Source organism: Lactobacillus sp. B4026 (assembly GCF_026535825.1).
Lineage (GTDB): Bacteria > Bacillota > Bacilli > Lactobacillales > Lactobacillaceae > Lactobacillus > Lactobacillus panisapium.
In genome coordinates this window covers 218,518-239,968 of record NZ_JAFNPD010000002.1, presented here as the reverse complement: position 1 = coordinate 239,968, position 21,451 = coordinate 218,518, and the positions used below count along the sequence as shown (strand labels likewise).

Genomic DNA, 21,451 nt, shown 5'->3' with positions numbered 1-21,451 from the left:
AAATGTCCATTAGATCTACGCGTAAAGAAGAACACTTGGCTTTAGCCCAAAAGTTCTATGAGAATGAGAAGTCGAATAGTTTTGATCAGATGCATTTAGTTCGGCCGGCTTTACCCGAAACTAATGTTAACTTGCAGGCGATTAGCACAAAAATGTTTGGCAAAACTGTGAGTGCCCCATTTTTCATTAATGCAATGACGGGCGGCTCTAAAAAATCTTTTGCAATTAACCAAGCTTTAGGTAAAATTGCCCAACAAACGCACATTGCGCTTGCTTTAGGCTCCGCCAGCATTCTCGTCAAAGAAGCAGATCAGCTGGATAGTTTTATCATTGCTCGTCAAGAAAACCCTAACGGTGTATTGCTCGCTAACGTAAATGCTAAGACCTCTGTAAGAGATGCTGAAAAAATTATTGCTGAGCTGCAAGCAGATGCCTTGCAAGTCCATTTAAACGTCGTGCAGGAAATAGCAATGCCGGAAGGTGATCGCGACTTTCACTGGCTAGCTAACCTTCAAGAACTACGCCAGCAAATAACTGTGCCAATCATTATTAAAGAAGTTGGTTGTGGTCTGGATCAAGCAACAATTCACCGTTTAAAAAAAGAAGGTATCACCTTCTTCGATATCGCTGGTAGTGGTGGAACCAATTTTGCACAAATCGAAAATGCCCGAAATCCGCAGCCCCTTGCTTACCTTGAAAATATCGGCTTACCCACTGTTATTGCTGCGGTGCTTGCTGCAAACGAAGATGTTGATTTGATTGTTTCAGGGGGGATTCGCAATCCGTTAGATGTCTTCAAGGGACTTTGCCTAGGTGGAAAATATGTTGGTATTTCTAACACCTTCTTACAAGTCCTCCTTCAAGACAATGGCTTTGAAAATTTACTTCAACTGATTAAAGAATGGCAAAAGCAACTTGCTTACTTAATGGCGATTTATGGTCAAAACAATTTAACCGATTTGCCTAAAATTAAGCGGTACTTTGATTTACCATTGAAAGCGCAAATTGACCAATTACTTTAAAAATAAGTCAAAAACATGAGTATTGAAAAATCCTGTTAGATCTTGGTATTGTAAACCTTGATTTAACAGGATTTTTGTTTGGATTAAAAGATAAAGTATATTTAACTGACTTGCTTATTATTAGTCATTTAAAAGCCGCCAAATTTCTTTTTGAACTGCACTACTATTGCTAGAGCCAATTACGCGGTTAGCTACACTTTTAGCGATTGGCAAGGCGGTAGCAGTCACATAACTTTGACCTACATATTTAAGCATTCCCACATCATTGCCACTATCACCGAAAGCAACCATTTCGCGGGGATTGATATGATACTTTTTGCTTAAGTACTCTAATCCAACCGCCTTGTTCATTTTTTTGGTCGAAATATCAATTGAAGTAGCTGACCCCGACACAAAACCGATCTGAGGATAATTATTTTGCAATTCGCTAATAATTCGTGGTCGCTTTTTTGCTGGAACATCGAGTGTAACTTTAAAAATCTGATCTTGCAAATCGGTAAAACTTGGCACAATTGTCAATTTATCATAATATTTTTTAACTCAGTAGCATATTCTGGTCCGTCACTTGCGCGTACGTATGCACTTGCAAGACCGGAAACGGTTATCTTTTCATGCGCATACTTAGCGATAATCTCAAAAATGACTTGCAGATCCTCATCGGAAATACAATCGGTATGAATAACCTGCCTGCCTTGGGCTACCAATGCTCCATTTTCAGCAATAAAGTACATTTTAGCTGCAGTTTTGGGAAAACGGGCATAAATATTTTCATATTGGTTACCGCTAGCAATGACAAATTTAATTCCGCGCTCCTGCATAACTGCAAATTCACGTAAAAATAGTTCTTCATCGTAGGTTTTTTGATCGGTCAACCATGTTCCGTCCATATCGGTAGCAATTAATTTAATCATGTTAATCTCTAATCTTTCTTCAAAATTCGTAAACCCTTAGGGTAAAAATTCTTCAAAACGCCATCTCTCGTATTTTTACCAAAGCTAAAGATTAAGTGCTGGTAACTAAGTAAAATAAAGCCCTGCATCTTTTTATCTTGGCCACGTAATGTTTCTCCGTGTAAAAAAGCAGTGAAATCTGGTTGGCTAAGTTCAAGCACCTGCTTTTGCTCAACTTGACTTAAAACCATTGCCAATTGATGACTCGGTTCAAACCGATTTTTCTTGAGCAAACCTAGTTCAAAACCATTATTTAAAATTTTCAAATGAGCAATGTTTGTCGTTAAAGCTGGTAAAAAAACGTGATCGTGGCTTACTAAACAGCGCGTGGACCATTCACTTAATGCCGAAGGCAGATTGAATGGTTTTAAGACTGGTGCAATCAATTCCAGCTCTTGATTAGTTAGGTGCCTGGTACTGGCTTTTTCACGTTTACGCTTTTGTCGTTGAGACTTGGCTTTAGCGATTACTGAGCTGGCAGGCTTTTGCAATCTTGCCACAAATTGGCCTTCCCCTAGCTCATCAAAAGGCCAAAAACGTACTGTGTTAGTTAACGCTGGATTTTGATCAGCCCAATCAGGGTTTCCAGTAGCGCAGTTAGTATTGCTTAAAGTGATAGGTATAATCTCAAAGCTATAAGTTTTTGCGAGCCAAGATACAATTTGTTCATCTTCTTCGGGCGCAAAAGTACACGTCGAGTAAATAAGCTCGCCACCCGGTCGCAACATTTCTGTCGCAGCTGCTAAAATTTCTTTTTGACGACTTTGGCAGGTTAAGACATAATCCTGGGACCAATAAGAAACGGCATCCGGATTTTTACGAAACATCCCTTCCCCACTACATGGTGCATCAACGATAATTTTATCAAAGAAACTGTTAAAGTGCTGCGCTAATCTTGCTGGACTTTCATTAGTAATTAATGCATTGGTGACTCCCCAGCGCTCCAAATTTTCACGTAGGACTTTTGCTCGGGAAGATGAGATATCGTTAGCAACTAACAGACCATCACCTCTTAACTGTTCAGCCAAAGCGGTACTTTTTCCGCCAGGCGCAGCGCAAAGATCAAGCACTTTCTCTCCTGGTTTTACCTGAGCAATCTGCGCAGGAAACATTGCTGCTGGCTCTTGTGAATAGACCATCCCACTTACCCATTCAGGATCTGAACCACTAACTTGATCATAATACGCGTTATTAATCCCTAAAACAGGTTTGGTTAGCGCGTAACCAATATCTTGTTTTTGCTTGAGTGCATTAATGCGAAATGCTTTCTTTGGTTCTTCATCGTTCATTGCAGCAAATAGCTGATCGGCTTTTGGACCCAATAATTTGCGGTACTTAGCAGTAAATTCATTAGGTAATTTAAGCATCAAGTTTTTCCTTTCGTACGCGATAAAAAATGCCGTAACTATAGATAATGGAAATAATTATCCAGCTAGCTAGTAACAATAACAAGAGATGCTCCGGCTTTGAGAAGAAAGCCCGCCAGCATAAGAAGAAATAGGCACCAAACACCAGTAAAATTTCGGTTAAAATGGTTCTAATTCCGTGGTTTAACAGCCAATTGCGCAGTAATCCGCCACTTAAGTGGGTTTGCTTAACAGTTTGCCAATCTAAAAAGGCTAAAATAAGATTGCTGATTCCGGCAATCAAAATAAACACGACAATTAATAATATTTCCTTGATCACTGAAAATTGATGGCTCTGATGACTTTTGACAAACGATGGTGTTTTAACCTTTACACCATAATGAGCAGCAATCTGTCTGATCACCCTAGTCGAACTATCAATGATAATTACGTAATTGCGCAACTTAAATTGGCCAGTCGGCTGCTTTGAACCCGTAGTTAAATAATACCCATTCTGTTTCATTTGCCGATAATGCTTTAATGTCCCAATTACGGTGTAATATTTATTGTTTAAAACAATGTACTGGTTTCCTTGCGTTTTATACTGTTTAACATTGGCATTTAAGCCTAAGACACCAAAAGAGACCCTACCCTTAAAGTCGTCAGAAGTAAAGTAACGACCCGCTTCTGTTGGCAAAGTTAAGACATCTTTGTTAGACCAAATTAAAGTTTGCTTATCTTTTCTGTTACTTGCTAGGTGAAGCTGGATCTTGTTTTTTGGAAACTTTTGCTCTAAATAATGCACAAAAGTGCTAATGTTTTGGTCATTTTTAATTTTAATATAACGAGTATTATTACTTAATCCGTATGCTTCAAGTAATTGATTGGCTTCATCGGATTGAATATTAGATAGCATTGAGCCCACACCGAGCATTGCTAAAAAAATAATAAATAATAAAAAAATCTTTTTAAATTTCATGTTCTATCTCAAATATTTGTTCATCAATAAAATCGTAACTGGTAAAAGTTTGCTTAATTTGTCTAAGAGCTGGTGAATGACGAAATTTTTCCTGGTGCCAAAAAGCTGGTGAGTTTGTTGCCCCATTTTTTTCGCCAATAAACAAGAAGTGACTTTTGGGATTGTACTTTTGCCAAGCATTAACTGCTACTAAATCACTGCGGTTAAAATTGGGTGCCCAAGAACAAAGAATTAAGTCTACTGCCGAATACTGGGCAATAGCTGAACTAGCATTTAGATTAACCACAGAAGCAAACGGTTGCTGGCCAGTTCGCGAAGTCTTGGCCCACTGCAATGAATCTGTTGCAACTGTTTGAATCCCAACCTGTTGTAATGCCCGAGTCCAATAAGCGTTACCCGCCATTATTTCCAGTGCTGAATTTACATGTAAGTTCTCTTTGATTGCTTGAGCCGTTTCCAAGTTCGGTAAAGACCATAAACCATAGTGAATCGATAAAAACTGCCTTGTACTGTTAAAAAGCTGGTTAATTATCTTAAGTGCCGCTGCTTTTTGCGGTCCGACTTCTGTCATTATCTCCTCTAGTTTATCAGGATAAAAGCCGAGTATGTCTGGTGCTTTAGCCAAAACTTGCTTTTTTTCAATTGTTTGAATGATGCTCATGATTTCTTTAGCTTGCTGATCAACCTGTTGGTTGTCAATCTCAATTGCTAAGTGCTTAATTTTCTCTAAAAATTCTGTCATATCAAATACCTATAATGATTTTACCATTCAAATGAAATGATTTCAGTTATAATAAAGAGTAATAGAATAAAGGAGAATATTTGATGGAAAATGATATAAAAAAAGACGATGAGGAAGAAAGTTTAGGAAAATTCATTTTAGATTTTGTCGTAATGGTAGTCGTTATTTTCGGAATCTTTTATCTGCTGTTTCACTTTGTTTTAGTTAACGTGCGTGTTTCTGGCATTTCGATGCAGCCGACTTTTGAAAATAATGAGCGAATGATCTCAGTTCGTCATTTTACGCCCAAAAGATACGATTTTGTTGCCTTAATTCCTCCTAAAAGGGCGAATGATCCGCATGCACTCTATGTTAAGCGTGTGATTGGATTGCCGGGTGATAAGGTCACAGCAAAAAATGATAAAATGTATGTTAATGGTAAACTAATACCTGAACCTTATTTGAATAACAAATTCAAGAAAGCAGATAATGCTGCGGGCTATACCTATACCAACAATTTTACCTATCGCGTACCTAGTGGCCATTATTGGGTTATGGGTGATCATCGGGATATCTCAAAAGATTCACGCAGATTTGGTCCCGTTAGCCGTGGTAATTTAGTTGGTAAAGTTGTCTTTCGTTATTGGCCGTTTAACCGGGTTCAAAGTTTTTAATCTAAAATAGGAGAATTTTTATGGCAAAAAATGTTACAAAAAAGCAGGATCAAGAGGAAGAAAGCCTTGGCAAATTTATTTTAGATATCGTCGTCATGATGGCGGTTATCTTAGGCGCTTTTTATCTCATTTTCCATTTCGTATTGTCTAATGATCGGGTTTCTGGCCCATCAATGCAACCTACTTTTGAAAATAATGATCGGTTGATTTCCGTCAGAAATTTCACACCTAAAAGAAATGATGTCGTTGTTCTATTGGCTCCTAAGGCTGCCAACGATGTTCCTGGCGCTCTATATATTAAGCGTGTTATCGGCTTACCTGGCGATAAACTGGTGTCTAAAAACGATAAAATGTATGTTAACGGAAAATTGCTTCCTGAGTCTTATTTAAATAATAGCTTTAAAAAAGCAGCTAATGACACTGGCCATACTTATACTAATAATTTTACTTATAAGGTACCGAAAGGTTACTACTGGGTAATGGGTGATCACCGCGATATTTCGAGGGATTCACATATTTTTGGCCCGGTAAAACGTAAGAACTTAATTGGTAAGGTGGTATTGCGGTATTGGCCTTTTAACAAAGTACAAGGTTTTTAATATGACTTTTCTTTAAAATTACCGGTTTTTTCGCTAAAATAAACTGTAAAGGAGAATTATTATGAATCAGCAACTAGAAGAATTATCCAGTTCAATTATTAATTATCAAATTAAGCATCATATCACGGACACTGACTTGGCTTTTGCCAGTCACCTTTCGGTTGAAAAAATTCATGCAATGAAAACCGGTGAGGGTGAGTTCACTCCTGAAGAAATTAACCAACTCTATGATTACCTTGCCGCTAACCATTAGGAGTTACGATTTTAATAATTAAAGGGCACTAAGTATCTGCTTAGTGCCCTTTTTGCTTAAGATAAAATGTGTTACTAGTAACTTTACTTACTTTCACTCGCTTCAAAGAATTTGTTGTAAGAGAATAAATTAATAATAGCTAATACAACATTAAACGTGATCAATATAATAATTATGTTTGACAAAGTATGATTGTCGGAAAACAGGTCCCCGCGCAAAAATGAAAGTGGATATAACACAATTGATGCGATAAAGTTATTTGTATTAATGATGGTCCAAGCAATCAAAATAATCAACAAGATAATAATAACTCTGATATACGCTTGACCGTTAGAACCGGGAAGAAAATCAGCAATTGAGCGGCTGCTAAAGTTTAAGAAATCAACTATGAAGTAAAATAAGAAACCCAGTAAGATTAAGATAAAGACTAAACTCAATATACTAGAAACAATTTGAAAATCGATCTTAGATACATCGGCATTAACATATTGAAAGCTTTTAATAACTTCTTTGGCAAATTGGCGATCGACCAGCATTGTAATTAAAAGAAAAATTATATTACTAATGATTTCCAATATGCAAAAGAATGCTACGGAAACAAATGAACTTAACATGTTGTCTGCGTATAGTCCCGAACTACTCATTGGGATTAAACGCCAAGTTTGATTGCGGTTGACTTTTTCATGAGTAATACAGGTTATACAATAGTAAATTCCAATAAATAAAAAAGTTAAATATAAGAAATTAGTCAACCACGTTGCGGTGAAACTGGCATTCTGAAGAGATTTATCGTGAATGTAATTAAAGAAGGTCAGGGCAAATGAGCCAATTAGCTGGCAAATAAACCATAGATGAGTATTTTTGATTTTTAGCTTGAACAGCTCAGTAAAACTACGGTAAAAAATTGACATTACTCTTCCTCCTTCTCGTAAAGACCTTCATAATAGTCTTCGAGACTTTCGTTTTTAGCTCTAATTTCTTCAGTAGACTTGTGGCAATAAATTGTCTTGTCTTTGATAATGACCACTTCATCTAAAAGTGATGCAATTTCATTAACAAAGTGGTCAGAAATCAAAATGGTAGCTTTTTCCGCTTTCCACAAGATAATAGAACTAATTATTTTTTTGCGGGCCATCGCATCAATGCCAGAAAAAGGCTCATCAAGCAAATAAAGGTCAGTTTTACGTGAAAAAGTTAAAGCAATAACTAGTTTTTCCCGCATCCCCTTTGATAGTTCTGCCAATCGTGAACTTGCATCTAGCCTCATAAACTGGCGTAACTGGTCAAATTCTTCAAGATCAAAATCTTGATAAATCACTTCGTAGAATTTGACAATCTCATTAATTCTGGTTGAATCAGTAAAACCTGTCAGGCCGTCAGTAAAGGACAGGTGTGCCTTTCTTTCAGCTTCTTTTTCACGTCCAGCTACATAGACACTGCCATGGTAATTCTTGGCTGTGCTGCTGATGATACGCATCAGGGTGGTTTTCCCTGCCCCATTTTCACCTAGTAGGGCTACAATTTTACCAGGTTGCAGGGTTAGGTTAATATTTTTTAAAATTGACTTCTGATTTTTCCGGTAGGTCAAATCCTTGATTTGTAAAAGATTTTCCATTGTACTACTCCTGTTTTGAATAACCAGATAAGATTGTACTGGTTTTTGGTGTCCTCCGCTTTATTGTCTAAAGTGGTGGCAAGCATTAAGCTATTTTTTAACTGTTTAGTGTGGTTAGACGTTGATGGTATTTGATCATTCACGAGAGAAATTTTTTTAAAAAATCCCTTGCAAGATAATAAGATTAAGCTCAAAGCATCAGATTTTTCTTTTTACTGTATTATTTTTCTAATACAGTATCATGTTAAACTAAATAATAAGAATTTGCAATAACTTTAAGAAAAAGACCAGCCCTGACATAATTTCAGTAGTTGGTCTTTTGAATTCGATATTTGCTCAATCTTTTGGTTCAAAATAGCGGTTGAATAAAAATAAATCTGCTAATAAGAATACAAGAAAGATAACCACACAAATGAGACTGGAGCTATAAAAGAAGCCCGTCAAGTCCGGGTCATTGTAGAATAAAGAACCTGGAACATTGGAAGCAACGAGCCAATTGATGGGTTCCATTACTTTAATTACTAGCCAAGAAATTACTAAAATTAGTAATCCGCGAACAAAAAATAAAGCTGGACGATTTGAAAATCCAGGTAAAAAATTAAGAATGGCCTTACTGGAGAAATTTAAAAAGCTAATTAAGACATAAGTTACAAATATTAGTAGAATCAGCCAAACCACTATTTGTAACAGCGTAAGATAAAAGTCGGCCCCTAGTTTGAAAGCATCATGACAAATATCTTGCCAGATACTGATGGTATTTATTCGAAAATCTTGATCTGTCACAAAGGCTAATATGGAAAAGAGGACGACAAATAACAGATTAATGATATTCATCACGATCAGGGCAACAAATGAACTTAGAATATTAGCTAAAAAATATTTAGTATCACTAATCGCCAATAATCGGTAGCTTTGGTTGCTATTATAGCTTTCGTTGTTAAAGCAAGTAATACCAAAAAATACTATCAGAGCAATCAAAGCCAGACTAGCGAAAACCCCAATCAAGATGAGGAAAAAGCCAGTATTGCCATTATCGTATAAGTAAAAATGGCCGTCTCTAAAACCAATTACACTAATAATTGAAATAACTATTGCCGCAATCGTTTGAATTGCTAGCAGAATGTAGCCTTGCTTCATTTTATTCTTGAAAAAGACTGAAAATAACCGCTGAAACATCTAATCCTCCTCATCTTCATAAATATTTTCGTAAAAGTCTTCGATACTTTCATTGCTTTCCCTGATTTTCTCGGTAGACTTATGCGCATAAATTGTCTTGTCTTTAATAACAACGACCTCATCAAGGATAGAAGCAATTTCATTAACAAAATGGTCGGAGATTAAGATTGTTGACTTCTCATCTTTCCACAGAATAATTGATTTAATTATCTTCTTACGTGCCATCGCGTCAATACCAGAGAACGGTTCATCCAAAAGGTATAGATCAGTCTTACGTGAAAAAGATAAAGCAATGATTAGCTTTTCGCGCATCCCTTTAGACATTTGCGCTAAGCGAAGATCAGGATCTAATTTCATAAATTTTACTAGTTGCTCAAATTGTTTATTATCAAAATCAGCATAAAGCTCCTGGTAAAACTCACCTAGTTGCTTTATTTTGCTTGATTCCCGAAAGCCAGAAAGACGATCACTAAAAGATAAATGAGCTTTACGCTCAGTGAGGTCTGAAAAATCACTGACGGTAACAGTACCAGTATAATTTTTGGCAATTCCTGCAATTATCCGCATTAAAGTGGTCTTCCCTGCACCGTTTTTTCCTAAAAGAGCAACTATTTTTCCTGACTGCAAGGTTAAATTCACATCTTGCAAAATTTTTTTCTGATTTTTCTTATAACTTAGATTTTTAATTTCTAAAAGGTTAGCCATTACTTAAACTCCTAGCTTTAGAATCCGCCTAAAGGCTGAATTGATTTGATTATTATCAACGCCTTGCTTATTTAGACCCCCAATGAAGTCCTTTACTGCATTATTAAGCAAATCTTGTTTAAGCTCCGAGATTCTTTCGTTATTATCCGTTACAAAATAGTCATCAGCCTTGTTAACTAAGATTTGCTCGTGCAATAATTCGGTTAACACCCGCTGAACGATATGCGAATTAACCGTCAACTCAGCTGCCAGATTACGACTTCCAGGTAGTTTCTGGCCAGCAGCCAATTTACCGTAATAAATTTGCCACTCAATGTATTGTTTGACCTGTAAATAAAGCGGCCAATCATCTACTAGACGAAATTTTCTTACTTTTTTGTCGTGCAAGCTAATGCTCATAGTTATTGCTCCTTTTTTAAATATTCGGTTAAAAAAGTACTAATTTGATCATCAGAAACGCCTAAAGCATGCATGCTTTGAACAAATTTATCTAGTTCTTCATTAATTAAATCCTGCTTGGTCTTATCAAGCAAATTGGTATCTTCCGTAACAAAGTTTCCTTCACCACGTTTCGTATATAAAATACCTTCTACATTCATTTGTTGCAGTGCCCGTTGAACTGTGTTGACGTTTACAGTTAGTTGGACAGCTAATTCTCTTACAGAAGGTATTTTTTCTCCTGATTTTAATTTTCCCGTAACGATTTGCCGATAAAGGTACTGCTTAATTTGCAAATAAATGGGAATGTTATCCTTGAATTCCACAAGTCCACCATCCTTTTAAGCTGTATTACATTTCTAATACACCGTAATATTATCGCAGTTTCGCTTATTGTGCAATCTTTTTTATTTTATTATGATAAATATTTCATTGTTACTATTCTGACCTCTTTATTACCAATTGTTTTAGCAGGAAGAAGTTAGACTGCAAGCAAATTTTTAGACATTTTTAACTGTTCCACGACTTATCACTTTTAGTCCCAAGAAAGAAAAAAAGCCCATAAAACCATCTATAGCAATGATTTTATGAGCTATTTTTTTACTTTATACTAGATGTGCATAATTTTTCAATTATAGTAGAAATACGCTTTTCTTTAGTATAACAAGCTTTTTAATGTTTAAGCTGATTTTTAACAAAGCAACTTTAACGTCATTTTTGTTTCACTACTTATTATTTGTAGCATTCATTTCAGCCATTTTTACCATAACGTCCACTGCTTGATACATTGATTCAAGTACAGTGTATTCAAAACGACCATGCATGTTTTCTTGTCCTGAGAATAAGTTTGGACAAGGAAGACCCATGTATGTCAATTGGCAGCCATCTGTACCACCTCTAATTGGATCTTCGTCAATTTGGTTCAAACCTACAGCACGATATGCATCACGCGCCAAGTTAACAACATCCATGTGTTTTTCTAATTCGTCAGCCATGTTGTAGTATTGATCTCTCATGGTCAGCTTAATGCGCTCTTTACCAAATTTTTCATTCATCTCATTTACGATTTTTTTGACTAAGTTCTTGCGCTTTTCAAGCCCATCACGTTCAAAGTCACGAATAATATACTCTAAGTGAGCATTGTCAACCGTTCCTTGGAAGTCGGTTAGATGATAGAAACCTTGTCTTTTATCTGTCTTTTCTGGTACTTCGTCACTAGGCAATTGATTTTGAAAATCAATTGCAACTTGAATTGCGCTAATCATTTGGTTTTTAGCAACTGATGGGTGAACATTCACTCCTTGAATATCAAGCGTAAATGTGGCAGCTGAAAATGTTCCCCAATCTAATTTACCAGGTGCGGCACCATCAAGCGTATAACCAAAATCAGCACCAAATTCTTTGACGTCAAAATGAGGTGCACCGGTTCCAATTTCTTCATCTGGTGTAAAGGCTAACCGAATTTTACCGTGCTTAATTTCAGGATGGTTAAGCAAGTATTCAGCCAGAGTAACAACTTCAGCTACCCCACATTTATCGTCTCCACCAAGCAACGTGTCACCAGAAGTTGTGATTAAGGTTTTGCCTTGGTATTTTTTTAGGTTTGGAAAAACTGCTGGATCCAAGTAAAATTCAGAATCCCCTAGTTGAATTTTTGACTTACCATCATAGTTTTCATGGATTTGAGGTTTAACGTTTTCAGCATTAAAATCAGCTGTATCACAGTGTGCCAAAAAGCCCATAACTGGGACATTATAATCAACATTTGCTGGAATTTCAGCAATAACACAACCGGAGTCCTGGTTGTAATGAACATCTGATAAACCTAATTCTTCGAGGTCCTTTTGCACAACTTCCTTTTGGAACTTTTCCTCGCGTTCAGTTGAGGGAAAACGATCTGAGTGTTCATCAGAGCGTGAATTCACTTTGACATACTTTAAAAATCGCGGTAATAAATTTGGGTATTCCATAAAATCTCCTTTTAAAACAAATCCTGAAATGGGTTAGTGGACACGACAGATTTCTTAATCTTAATTTGCCACTGATTAACCTCATTCCATTTAATTAACTTTTCATACATTTTATCTTTAAATAATTTTTCTGTATAGTGCCCAGGGTCAACAACTGTCAATCCGGAAGAAATAATATCATGGCCAGTATGGTAATAAACATCACCAGTAATAAAGGCATCGATATTCTCTTCTACCGCACGGTGCCAGTACTTGCCACCATCACCACAAATAAAACTGACACTAGAAATTTTTTGTTCATTATTAGCACAAATCAAGCGGGCCATTTTAATTTTCATCTTATCTTTGACATAGTAAGCAAAATCATAAGCACTCATTGGTTCAGGCAGATTACCCTTTCGGCCAATCGCAATGCCATCGTCATCAAGACAGAATGGTTCGACATTTTGTAAACCCAATTCTTCGGCCTGCCAGTCGCTTGAACCATTCTCAGCTTTATCAGAATTGGTGTGAATGGAATAAACAGTTATGTTATTGGTGATTATTTTGGCATACATTTCATTTTGGGGATCAGCATAATTTAAGTTGGGTGCAGGACGAAACATTAAGGGATGATGACTGACAATCAAGTCAACTTTGTTGGCAATCGCTTCGTCAACTACTTGCGGGCGCACATCCAATGTAGTCATGACGCAATTAACTTCTTGATTTAATGAACCAATCTGAATTCCTACTGGATCACCTTTACTGGCAATTTTCTCAGGAAAATACTGCTGTAAAACTGCCACGATATCTGCAACTTTAGTCATTTAATACTCCTTCAATCATCTTTATTTCATGTTCAACTTGCTTGATATGGACTAAATCTTTATTTTTCGCCTTATTAAGGTTAGTTAATAAGGACTGGTGATACTTTAGTTGTCCGAGCCATTTTTGCTTAAAAATATCATTTTTTTCCCGTAATAGGAATGGTCCAAAATACAATTCTGCCGTAGACAAATTACTCTTTGTTTGCGACTTAACCGCCTTAATTAACTCGTAAGTATGACCGGCTTCTGCCACAATTTGTTCAGCTTTGATTACATATGAATGTTCAGTCAACCATTTACGTACGCCACATTCGCCAACATTTGGTTCAAGTACCAATGTCTTAAACTGCAACTTATTCTGCCAGGCATCATCTAAGATTTGAGTGATTAATTTTCCACCCATACCGGCAATAATCACCGTATCAATTTGATCACGCTCAGAGACCGTTGATAATCCTGCACCTAAGCGAATATCTATTTGATCTGCTAAACCTGCTTCTTGAACATCTTTTTTAGCGTTATCCAGCGGTCCCTTTGCTATATCGCTGGCAATTGCATAGGATATTTTGCCACTTTTAATGAGTTCAATTGGTAAATAAGCATGATCAGTTCCAATATCAGCAATTCGAACGCCTTCATCCACCATTGCTGCCAAACTATTTAATCGTAAATTCACTTTTCTTCCTACTTTCTTTGTATAAAAATTTTAGCATAATCTTTTCTGACTTTGGGTAAAATAACCAGAAACCTCTGTATTTTTGGGGTATAAAAGTTTTATAATTAAAATATCGTACTTAGAAGAGTGAGAGGATATTTTCAGATGAATAAAACTGACCCCGATGTTTTAGATTCACAACTGAAAGCAAATGAAAATAGTGAAAAGAAAACTGTTTGCGGAAGTTCCGAGACTGCAAATAGCGACTCAACTAATTCTGCTGGATTAATTCATGTTGCAAGCGTTGATAATGCTTCGTATAAAAATATCAATGATCCAGCTGCATTAAGTAAAGCTCTTAAGCAGGTCACTGAAGCCTTCCTTGCTGATTCTGAAAATGAGTCGACGTCAGTGAATGTTAAAACTGCTAAACAAATTACCAATCCCGATTTATTTAAAACTGATTATCGCTGTGTCAGCAACTTTGATGAATTATCCAGAAGTTGGGAGAATACAGCTCAGCCTGACGCTAGCAGCCTAGCAGATAAACCCAAAATTGAAATTAACATCACTAAGCAAGAATTTAACATTAAGCTTAACGGAAGAGCATTTCCGTTCCATCCCTTTAATAAATAAGATTTTAGGACAAATTTGAAAGGAAAATTAATGGACAGAACCGAGCCGGTCACTTTGACTAATATGTGCATGATTGTAAAAGATAAGAAGATTTTGGTTTTAAATCGAAATGATCCTAATTGGCCCGGATTAACTTTTCCTGGTGGGCATGTTGAGGATCACGAATCGTTCTATGACTCCGTTGTGCGGGAAGTCAAAGAAGAGACAAATTTGACAATTGAAAATCCACGGCTTTGTGGTTTAAAACAGTTTTATGATGACAACGACCATCGTTATATTGTCTTTTTTTATACTGCAACTAAGTTTAAAGGACAAGTAAAAGCATCAGACGAAGGTGATTTAACCTGGATGACAAAACAGGAGTTACTTAATACGCAGTTAGCCTATAATTTTGATCGCGATTTACTTGTTTATTTTGATGATAAAATCGATGAACATCTTTTAGATGGAGCACGTGATCAACTCTTTTAAAGTTATTCCCCAACCTCGCAAGGCAACTATTTTTCTTTGATACTAATAAAAAAACACTAGCTGGTATTTACTAGTGTTTTTTTGTGATTAGCATTAGATTAAAAGCATAGTATCATTCATGGTTATCTGTAAGCGACAAACAGGCTATTTTGTAAAAATGACCAACTACATTTTTAGCAAAGTGTCTGTCATGAGTAGCAATAGTCTTTAATGGCCAGTTAAATACTCCTATATTATGAACTGGTGAAATTAATTCTAATTTCACATTTTTTATACAGTCCTCCCCCCTATTTTTACTTGATAAAATTTTTTATTTAAATCAAGGAGAATCAAATATTCTGGTAAACAAAAAAGTGATATTTCCTTGTTAAGAAAAAATATCACTTTAACACATTAAATTAATCAGTCTTAGTCCAAGAAGTCGCGTAATTGGTTAGAACGACTTGGATGACGTAATTTCCGCAAAGCCTTTGCTTCAATCTGCCTAATTCGTTCCCTGGTTACACCAAAGACTTTACCAACTTCTTCTAAAGTTCTAGTCCGACCATCATCAAGACCAAAACGTAATCGTAAAACATTTTCTTCACGATCAGTCAAAGTGTCCAAGACCTCTTCAAGTTGTTCTTTCAGCATTTCATACGAAGCATGCTGCTCAGGACTAGTGGCATCTTTATCCTTGATGAAATCACCTAAATGAGAATCGTCTTCTTCACCAATAGGAGTTTCAAGAGAAACTGGTTCTTGGGCAATCTTTAGGATATCACGCACTTTACTCGTCGGCATATCCATTTCTGCACCAATTTCTTCAGGAGTCGGTTCACGTCCTAAGTCTTGAAGTAGTTGTCTTTGAATTCTAATCAGTTTATTGATGGTTTCAACCATATGAACAGGAATTCTGATAGTTCTAGCTTGATCAGCAATCGCACGAGTAATTGCCTGCCTAATCCACCAAGTAGCATAGGTTGAAAATTTGAACCCAAGGCTATAATCAAACTTATCGACGGCCTTCATCAACCCCATGTTACCTTCTTGAATTAAGTCAAGAAAAGACATTCCACGACCAACATAGCGCTTAGCGATTGAAACAACTAACCGAAGGTTAGCTTCAGCCAATTCTTGTTTTGCCTCTTCATCGCCTTTTTCAATTCTTTTGGCCAAAGCAATTTCTTGATCGGCATTTAAAAGCGGAACACGACCGATTTCCTTTAAATACATCCGAACCGGATCATTCATTCTAACACTAGATGGTGCAGACATATCCTTCAGTTCAGCTTTTTCAACATCCTTTTGCTTTTTCAGAGCTAGTTTAGATGGTTCACCTTTATCGTCTACAATGCTAATGCCGTTGTCTTCGAATTCTTGAACTAATTGATCCACTGCTTTGCCCTGCAGTTTATAGGGCTTAACTAGACGATCAACAAACTCATTTTCTGTAATTGATTTTTCCTTTTTTACAGCTTTAACAACATCTCTAACGACTTTATCTAAAGATGGTTGTTCATTTTTGCTAGTGCTTTTCTTTTCTACCACTGTAAGCCCCCCTTTAACCCTGGATTCTTTTTAATTGTAAAATCTTTTGTGTGATTGTAATAATTTCATCAGAGTCCATTTTGCGCTTGGCATCCTGAAGATTATTCATCAAATCATGCAGCTGATCATTTACTTGCCGCATTTGCAGTGCATGAATTTGTTCACTAAGTTCACGATCAGAAAAATCCTGGGGCATGTCTGTCATTTCAGCATTTACTATTATACCTTGAAGTTGACTAGGAATAAAATTTAAAAAACTATTCACTGTCGGTTTTTCTTGGGTTTCACTAAAATTTAACCATAATTCCGCTAATTTTTGGTAATTTTGATCTGGAAATAAAAACTTATTTTCCAGTAAGTAATCACGAGCGTGTTCTGAATGAATAAATAAATATAAAAGTCTCGTTTGTACCGGATCATTAGCCGGTGAAGTATCAGCTACTATTTCAGGTGGCGCATCCTGTTCAGCGCTCACCATACTTTGATTACCTTTATGTTGTTGAGCGGCATTAAACTGCCGGCGATATTTAACCAAATTTACTTTTAAAGAATCAAGCGAGACTCGTTGCTGCCGTGCAATTTTTTCTAAATAGAGGTCTTGTTCAACTGGATTAGATAATTGTGCAATCTCTCGAACCGCTTCGTCTAAATATAATAATTTTTCGCGATCGTTACTCAAATTATATTTTTTAGCCAGCCGCTTTAAGTAAAAATCGGTTGGCGTTAAAGCGCCTTTGATTTCGTCACGATATTTTTCTACACCGTATTTTTTGACATACTCATCTGGATCCAACTTTTCGGGAAGAACGACGACTCCGAGATTAAAACCACCTGCTTTTTCAAATAGCTTAGTAGCACGTTCTTCAGCATGAACTCCAGGATCATCACCATCGTAATTGATGATAATGTTTTTGGTAATACGCTTAAGCATGTAAACCTGCTGCTCGGTTAGGCTTGTCCCCATAGAAGCAATCCCTGATTTAACACCAGCTTGATAGGCAGCAATTACATCCATGTATCCTTCGTATAATACTAAATGTCCTTCAGTTCTTGCTGCTTTTTTGGCTTCAGCAAAATGAAAAAGTACGTTTGATTTTTCAAAAACCTTTGTTTCTGGACTATTCATGTACTTGGCTTCGGTTTTATCATTAGACAGCCTTCTACCAGAAAAACCAACTGCATAGTCGCCCTCATTTGTTAAGGTAAACATTAAGCGGTCACGAAAACGGTCGAATAGTTCCCCACTTTGTGCCTGAACAAATAAGCCACTCGCAATTAAATCCTGATCTTGGTAATCATGTCCTCGAAGGTAAGTTAAGAGCAGATTATTTTGCTTTGGTGCATACCCAATCCGAAAATGATCAATAATTTCTTCAGTCAGTCCACGTTGATGGGCATAATCTAATCCCCGTTTACCTGCATTGGTTGACAACAAAACGCGATGATAAAAATCCGCTGCTTCCTCATTTATTTTAATTAAAATGTTGGAATATTTTGGTGTTTTGTTGGTAAACTCACCAACATCAATATGAGCAATCTCAGCTACCTTTTGAACACTTTCAGGAAAAGTCAGGTTTTCCTTTTCCATTAAAAAGGTAAAAACATTGCCACCTTTGCCACAACCAAAGCACTTAAAAAATTGCTTTCCCTCATTAACGGTAAAAGAAGGCGTTTTTTCTTCATGAAAAGGACATAGTCCGACATAATCTTTCCCTTTCTTTTCAAGAGAAACATACTGGCTAATCACGTTAACGATATTAACATTATCGCGAACTTTGGCAATGGTTTCCTCAGGTATTAAGCCAGCCATTTTTTCACCCGCTTTTTTAAACTATTTATTTAATTACTAATTTACTCAAATCACCCAAGTTATCGGCTAATTCAGCAACTGCACTTAATTGGTTTAACCGGTTATTTTTAATTTCTTCGTTTTTATCTAAAATCATATTAGTCTCGAAGTAGCGGTCAATAACTGGTTGTAATTTAACAAAACCGTCATACAAATCAGTTAAGTTAGAAATATCTTTTAGTGCATTAACGCCAGCATATAATTCTTGCTCGCTCTCATTAGCAAATAAATCGGGATTAACTACATTCTTACCCTTGTATTTGGCTTTTTTCAGAATATTCTTAATTCTGATTAGACTTTCAACCACTGGTTTAAATTTATCATCATCATGGTGTAGTTGCAAAACATTAGCAGCTGCTAAGATCTGAATTGGATCTTGTTGGCTGGAAGCAAGAACTGCATCAATAATGTCGTACTTAAAGTTATTTCTCTGCAAATATTGCTTAATTCGATCACGGATAAAGGCTGCAATTTCTTCGTCTTGTTCAGCTGTTTTTGGTAATTTAGCTGGTGTCTTACCGTCAAGAGCACTAACAATTTCAGGTAAAACTTCTTTAAATGGCAGAGACCATTTTTGCTTCAACAAAATTCGTACGATACCGTAAGCATAACGACGAAGAGCATATGGATCATTTGAAGAACTTGGAATCATGCCAACGGCAAAAAAGGTGATGATGGTATCAAGCTTATCTGCAACTGACAATAAGGAGCCAACTGTAGTTTCAGGTAATTCACCTTCGGAAGTTGTCGGCATGTAATGTTCCTTGATTGCAACGGCAACATCATCTTTTTCACCAGCAAGTTTAGCGTAATGCATCCCCATAATTCCCTGAAGTTCAGCAAATTCACCAACCATTTGGGTTACTAAGTCAAATTTATACAGTTCACTTGCCCGATCAAAATCCTTAATCGTTTGTTCGTCTAACTTCCACCGTTTAGCAAGCAAATCACCGATGATCCGAACCCGGACAGTTTTTTCTGCCATTGAGCCAATCTTATCATGGAAAGAAACGTTCTTTAATTTATTTACAAAATGACTCAACGGGTATTTACGGTCTTCATCATAAAAGAATTGGGCATCATCTAAACGAGCAACCAACACTTTTTCATTACCAGAAACAACATTTTCTAAGTAGTCTTTATTACCATTTCTGACAGAAATAAAGTGGTTGATTAAATGACTGTCTTGATCATAAACTTCAAAATAGCGCTGATTATCTTTCATTGAAGTAATTAAGACTTCTTGTGGCATTTCTAAATATTTTTTGTCAAATGAACCGGCAAAAACAGTTGGATATTCAACTAAATTTGTAACCTCTTCTAACAGATTTTGGTCCATTTTGATTTGCCAATTATTTTCTTTAACCAGCTGATTCATTTGATCAACAATCATTTCTTTACGCTTTTTTGCATCAACGATTACAAATTGATCTTTCAAAGCATCCTCATAATCAGCAGTGTTTGCAAGCACCACCGAGTCGCCCAAGAAGCGGTGCCCCTCTGTTTTACGACCAGCTGTAATATCTAAAATTTTTACAGGAATAACATCGCTACCAAATAAGGAAACTAACCAGTGAATTGGACGAACAAATTCAAAGTCGTGTGAATCCCACCGCATTTTTGTCGGGAAGGTCATTGCTTTGATAATGTCGCTCATGCCTAAGAGGATATCAGCTGCTTTTTTACCTTCTTTTTGAACGTGAACGTATGCATACTCGGTTCCCTTAAGTTCTTCGAAGTAGATATCGTCAGTTGACATTCCTTGGCCACGCGCAAAACCTTCAGCTGCTTTTGTCCAATTTTTGTCTTTATCCAGAGCAATCTTTTTGGCTGGCCCTTTTTTTATCTCATCGATATCATCTTGCTTTTCAGCTAATTCTTCAACTAAGATTGTGAGTCGACGAGGAGTAGAAAAAGTTTTAACGTTTTTGAATTTTAAACCATTTTCTTTTAAGAATTTTTCGGTTCTTTCGGCAAGTTGCTTAACGCTACGCGAAACAACGTGCGCAGGCATTTCCTCAGTACCGATTTCAAATAAATAATCTTTAGTCATCTTCAAGCCCCGCATTCTTATCTTCTGCATTCTTTAACAAAGGAAAGCCTCTCTTTTCACGCTCTTCTACAAAGCAAGTAGCTATTTCATGTGCCATACTTCTAATTCTTGCCAAATAGCCAGCACGTTCAGTAACAGAAACTGCTCCGCGTGCATCAAGTAAGTTAAAGGTGTGTGAACATTTCAAGATGTAGTCGTAAGCTGGTTGAACTAGGTTTAACCCAATTAGTTCTTTAGCAGTTCTTTCGTAGACATCAAAGAATTTCAATAAATCTTCTTGATTAGATTCTTCAAAGGCATATTTTGAATTTTCATACTCGGCTTCTTTAAAGATATCACGATAGTAAACTCCGTTACCCCATTCCAAGTCAAAAACAGAGTTAACGTCTTGAATATAGGAAGCTAATCGTTCAACACCATAAGTGATTTCACTCATCGTTGGTTTTACGTCAAGTTCACCGACCGTTTGGAAATAAGTAAATTGGCTTACTTCCATTCCGTCTAGCCAAACTTCCCAACCGACACCGGCACAACCCATTGATGGATTCTCCCAGTTATCCTCGACAAACCTGATATCGTGTTCAAGCGGATTAATGCCTAAAACTTTTAAGCTATCAAGATAATATTGCTGAATATCGGTTGGAGCAGGTTTAATGACCACTTGAAATTGGTGGTGTTGGAAAAGCCGATTGGGATTATCTCCATAACGGCCATCAGCTGGGCGTCTTGAAGGCTCAACGTAACAAGCAGCCCAAGGTTCTGGTCCCACAGCTCGTAAGAATGTATACGGGCTCATCGTTCCTGCCCCTTTTTCAACATCGTATGATGGCATAACCATACAGCCCTTTGAAGACCAAAATTCTTCAAGTTTAAAAATCATATTTTGAATTGTCAGTTTTTTCTTTGCCATGTCTGTTCCTCCCTGCATTAGGCCATAAAAAAAGCCTATGCAAAACTTGCATAGGGACGATTAAATCGCGGTTCCACCCTAATTCAGGAA

Annotated in this window: 22 protein-coding genes and 1 pseudogene; 6 read left to right on the top strand and 17 right to left on the bottom strand. The window is 36.7% G+C overall.

What is annotated here, in order from left to right:
- The first annotated feature begins 2 nt into the window (after positions 1 to 2).
- Positions 3 to 1,022: a type 2 isopentenyl-diphosphate Delta-isomerase gene (gene fni, locus J3U69_RS03070; protein ID WP_267412995.1), complete on the top strand. Its 1,020-nt coding sequence runs from the start codon at positions 3 to 5 to the stop codon at positions 1,020 to 1,022.
- Between the two features lie 120 nt (positions 1,023 to 1,142).
- Here fni and J3U69_RS03065 read toward each other — a convergent pair.
- From J3U69_RS03065 to J3U69_RS03050, 4 genes and pseudogenes are all read right to left on the bottom strand, one after another.
- Positions 1,143 to 1,933 (bottom strand): annotated as a pseudogene (locus J3U69_RS03065) (Cof-type HAD-IIB family hydrolase).
- 8 nt (positions 1,934 to 1,941) lie between these two features.
- Entirely contained in the window at positions 1,942 to 3,339 is a 1,398-nt protein-coding gene (locus J3U69_RS03060; protein WP_267412994.1) for an RsmB/NOP family class I SAM-dependent RNA methyltransferase, read from the bottom strand.
- On the bottom strand, positions 3,332 to 4,297 hold the full coding sequence (locus tag J3U69_RS03055; protein ID WP_267412993.1) for a hypothetical protein: 966 nt from the start codon (positions 4,295 to 4,297) through the stop codon (positions 3,332 to 3,334). The genes J3U69_RS03060 and J3U69_RS03055 overlap by 8 nt, the downstream gene beginning before the upstream one ends.
- Positions 4,287 to 5,039 (bottom strand): SAM-dependent methyltransferase, encoded by a 753-nt coding sequence (locus tag J3U69_RS03050; RefSeq protein ID WP_267412992.1) that lies wholly within the window; start codon positions 5,037 to 5,039, stop codon positions 4,287 to 4,289. The genes J3U69_RS03055 and J3U69_RS03050 overlap by 11 nt, the downstream gene beginning before the upstream one ends.
- Before the next feature lie 83 nt (positions 5,040 to 5,122).
- Here J3U69_RS03050 and lepB (J3U69_RS03045) point away from each other — a divergent pair, with 83 nt between their 5' ends.
- The 3 genes from lepB (J3U69_RS03045) to J3U69_RS03035 all read left to right on the top strand — a co-directional run bounded on the left by lepB (J3U69_RS03045) (position 5,123) and on the right by J3U69_RS03035 (position 6,544).
- The gene (gene lepB / locus J3U69_RS03045) at positions 5,123 to 5,692 is read left to right on the top strand and encodes a signal peptidase I (protein ID WP_267412991.1); all 570 of its coding nucleotides are present in this window, start codon (positions 5,123 to 5,125) and stop codon (positions 5,690 to 5,692) included.
- 20 nt (positions 5,693 to 5,712) lie between these two features.
- The gene (gene lepB, locus J3U69_RS03040; protein ID WP_267412990.1) at positions 5,713 to 6,291 is read left to right on the top strand and encodes a signal peptidase I; all 579 of its coding nucleotides are present in this window, start codon (positions 5,713 to 5,715) and stop codon (positions 6,289 to 6,291) included.
- A gap of 61 nt (positions 6,292 to 6,352) precedes the next feature.
- Entirely contained in the window at positions 6,353 to 6,544 is a 192-nt protein-coding gene (locus tag J3U69_RS03035) for an LBP_cg2779 family protein (RefSeq protein WP_103751643.1), read from the top strand.
- 83 nt (positions 6,545 to 6,627) lie between these two features.
- Here J3U69_RS03035 and J3U69_RS03030 read toward each other — a convergent pair whose 3' ends face one another.
- The 9 genes from J3U69_RS03030 to J3U69_RS02990 all read right to left on the bottom strand — a co-directional run bounded on the left by J3U69_RS03030 (position 6,628) and on the right by J3U69_RS02990 (position 13,933).
- Positions 6,628 to 7,455 carry a hypothetical protein gene (locus tag J3U69_RS03030; protein ID WP_267412989.1) on the bottom strand — a complete coding sequence of 276 codons (828 nt, stop codon included), beginning with the start codon at positions 7,453 to 7,455 and terminating at the stop codon, positions 6,628 to 6,630.
- On the bottom strand, positions 7,455 to 8,159 hold the full coding sequence (locus J3U69_RS03025; RefSeq protein WP_267412988.1) for an ATP-binding cassette domain-containing protein: 705 nt from the start codon (positions 8,157 to 8,159) through the stop codon (positions 7,455 to 7,457). Before J3U69_RS03025 ends, J3U69_RS03030 begins: the two co-directional genes overlap by 1 nt.
- Before the next feature lie 336 nt (positions 8,160 to 8,495).
- The gene (locus J3U69_RS03020) at positions 8,496 to 9,335 is read right to left on the bottom strand and encodes a hypothetical protein (RefSeq protein ID WP_267412987.1); all 840 of its coding nucleotides are present in this window, start codon (positions 9,333 to 9,335) and stop codon (positions 8,496 to 8,498) included.
- Positions 9,336 to 10,040 (bottom strand): ATP-binding cassette domain-containing protein, encoded by a 705-nt coding sequence (locus J3U69_RS03015; protein ID WP_220219683.1) that lies wholly within the window; start codon positions 10,038 to 10,040, stop codon positions 9,336 to 9,338.
- Between the two features lie 3 nt (positions 10,041 to 10,043).
- Positions 10,044 to 10,439 carry a GntR family transcriptional regulator gene (locus J3U69_RS03010; RefSeq protein WP_220219684.1) on the bottom strand — a complete coding sequence of 132 codons (396 nt, stop codon included), beginning with the start codon at positions 10,437 to 10,439 and terminating at the stop codon, positions 10,044 to 10,046.
- 2 nt (positions 10,440 to 10,441) lie between these two features.
- Complete coding sequence (locus J3U69_RS03005) at positions 10,442 to 10,804, bottom strand: GntR family transcriptional regulator (protein ID WP_103751649.1); 363 nt, start codon at positions 10,802 to 10,804, stop codon at positions 10,442 to 10,444.
- Between the two features lie 399 nt (positions 10,805 to 11,203).
- Positions 11,204 to 12,448: a peptidase T gene (pepT, locus tag J3U69_RS03000; RefSeq protein ID WP_267412985.1), complete on the bottom strand. Its 1,245-nt coding sequence runs from the start codon at positions 12,446 to 12,448 to the stop codon at positions 11,204 to 11,206.
- A gap of 11 nt (positions 12,449 to 12,459) precedes the next feature.
- Positions 12,460 to 13,257: a Nif3-like dinuclear metal center hexameric protein gene (locus tag J3U69_RS02995; RefSeq protein ID WP_267412984.1), complete on the bottom strand. Its 798-nt coding sequence runs from the start codon at positions 13,255 to 13,257 to the stop codon at positions 12,460 to 12,462.
- Positions 13,250 to 13,933: a tRNA (adenine(22)-N(1))-methyltransferase gene (locus tag J3U69_RS02990; protein WP_267412983.1), complete on the bottom strand. Its 684-nt coding sequence runs from the start codon at positions 13,931 to 13,933 to the stop codon at positions 13,250 to 13,252. The genes J3U69_RS02995 and J3U69_RS02990 overlap by 8 nt, the downstream gene beginning before the upstream one ends.
- Positions 13,934 to 14,077: 144 nt before the next feature.
- Between J3U69_RS02990 and J3U69_RS02985 the strand changes: the two genes are divergently transcribed.
- Positions 14,078 to 14,548 (top strand): hypothetical protein, encoded by a 471-nt coding sequence (locus J3U69_RS02985; RefSeq protein WP_267412981.1) that lies wholly within the window; start codon positions 14,078 to 14,080, stop codon positions 14,546 to 14,548.
- A gap of 30 nt (positions 14,549 to 14,578) precedes the next feature.
- Complete coding sequence (locus J3U69_RS02980) at positions 14,579 to 15,019, top strand: 8-oxo-dGTP diphosphatase (protein ID WP_220219688.1); 441 nt, start codon at positions 14,579 to 14,581, stop codon at positions 15,017 to 15,019.
- A gap of 408 nt (positions 15,020 to 15,427) precedes the next feature.
- On the opposite strand, the gene rpoD is transcribed toward J3U69_RS02980, so the two are convergent.
- From rpoD to glyQ, 4 genes are read right to left on the bottom strand one after another with little or no spacing between them, the layout of a single operon-like run.
- Positions 15,428 to 16,549 (bottom strand): RNA polymerase sigma factor RpoD, encoded by a 1,122-nt coding sequence (rpoD, locus tag J3U69_RS02975; RefSeq protein WP_220219689.1) that lies wholly within the window; start codon positions 16,547 to 16,549, stop codon positions 15,428 to 15,430.
- Positions 16,550 to 16,562: 13 nt separating this feature from the next.
- Positions 16,563 to 18,359: a DNA primase gene (dnaG, locus tag J3U69_RS02970; RefSeq protein WP_267412980.1), complete on the bottom strand. Its 1,797-nt coding sequence runs from the start codon at positions 18,357 to 18,359 to the stop codon at positions 16,563 to 16,565.
- A 25-nt stretch (positions 18,360 to 18,384) separates the two neighbouring features.
- Positions 18,385 to 20,451, bottom strand: coding sequence for a glycine--tRNA ligase subunit beta (glyS, locus tag J3U69_RS02965; RefSeq protein ID WP_267412978.1), 2,067 nt, complete (start codon positions 20,449 to 20,451; stop codon positions 18,385 to 18,387).
- On the bottom strand, positions 20,444 to 21,361 hold the full coding sequence (glyQ, locus tag J3U69_RS02960; protein WP_220219692.1) for a glycine--tRNA ligase subunit alpha: 918 nt from the start codon (positions 21,359 to 21,361) through the stop codon (positions 20,444 to 20,446). Before glyQ ends, glyS begins: the two co-directional genes overlap by 8 nt.
- Between the last annotated feature and the right edge of the window lie 90 nt (positions 21,362 to 21,451).